Here is a 1,267-nt window from a genome sequence, read left to right on the forward strand (position 1 = left end):
ACCCTCGGCAAAGAGCGTGTACTTGGCGTGGATCTCCATGCCCGGCTGGTAATCGGGCTTGTGGCTGCCATCCGCGGCGATGCCCATGTCCTGCGTGACAACACCAGCCACTGCGCCCTCGGCATCGAACAGCACTTCGGATGCGGGGAAGCCAGGGAAGACCATGACCCCCAGCCCTTCGGCCTGCTCAGCCAGCCAGCGGCACAGATTGCCGAGCGAACCGGTGTAATTGCCGTCGTTGGACAGGAACGGAGGCATGATGAAATGCGGCATGTCCGACTTGCCGCCCTTCGAAAGGACCCAGTGCCAGTTGTCGGTCACCGGGGTTTCCGCCATCGGGCAACCCTGGTCACGCCATTCGGGCAGCAATTCGTCGAGCGCCTTGGGGTCTACCACCGCGCCAGAGAGGATGTGGGCGCCGATTTCGCTGCCCTTTTCGAGCACCACGACCTCAAGGTCGCCATTGATCTGCTTCAGGCGGATCGCCGCGGCGAGGCCGGCCGGGCCACCGCCGATGATGACGACGTCGCAGGGCATCGATTCGCGTTCGCTCATGTCTCTCTCTTTTCGTCGCGTATTCGGTGTGAATGCCTTGATTGGTGGCGCGTTAGAGGTCAAGACCTCGCTCGGACGGATGATGCAGGTCGACAGCCCCGATATGCCCGATTTTACGCCGCTCGAAGGCCTCGAGGGGGCGCTCGACTGGTGGCGCGAGGCAGGGGTCGAGTACGATTTTGCCGAAGAATCGACCGACTGGCTTGCCAGGCCCGAGTTACAGGAAACCGTAGCGGCCCCGGCGGAGCCTGCGCCCGAACTTCCCGCACCCCAAAGCCCCTTGCAGCGCGCCTTGGTACGCGATGACCTGCCCCGGATCGGCGGTGACACGGCAGCATGGCCGGATACGCTGGAAAGTTTTCGTAGCTGGTGGATGACGGAATCTTCGCTTGCCGATGGCGCGCTCGATCGGCGTATGCCGCCGCGCGGGCTGGCACAGGCGAAGCTGATGGTTTTGGTCGGCCAGCCGGAACCTGACGACGCCGAGGGCCTGCTCACTGGTGGCGCAGGAAAGCTGCTTGCCGCAATGCTACGCGCGATGGGGATCGCCCCGCACGAGAGCTATCTCGCGAGCGCGCTCCCCGCACCGATGGCCCTGCCCGATTGGAACGAACTGGCCGCCCGCGGGGTCGGCGACATTGCTCGGCACCACATCGCCCTCGCCGCGCCACAGCGCATATTGGCGATCGGCCGGGCCCAGCTTGCACTGTTC

At 64.9% G+C, this 1,267-nt stretch carries 2 protein-coding genes; one reads left to right on the forward strand and one right to left on the reverse strand.

The window, feature by feature from the left end; all coding sequences use genetic code 11:
• Window positions 1-555 (reverse strand): FAD-dependent oxidoreductase (locus AAFM29_RS16670; protein WP_341713875.1); only part of this gene is annotated, 555 nt, incomplete at its 3' end.
• Between the two features lie 28 nt (window positions 556-583).
• Here AAFM29_RS16670 and AAFM29_RS16675 point away from each other — a divergent pair.
• Window positions 584-1,267, forward strand: a 684-nt coding sequence (locus tag AAFM29_RS16675) for a hypothetical protein (protein WP_341713876.1), incomplete at its 3' end; no start/stop codon positions are given.

Source organism: Erythrobacter sp., assembly GCF_038133525.1.
Taxonomy (GTDB): Bacteria; Pseudomonadota; Alphaproteobacteria; order Sphingomonadales; family Sphingomonadaceae; genus Qipengyuania.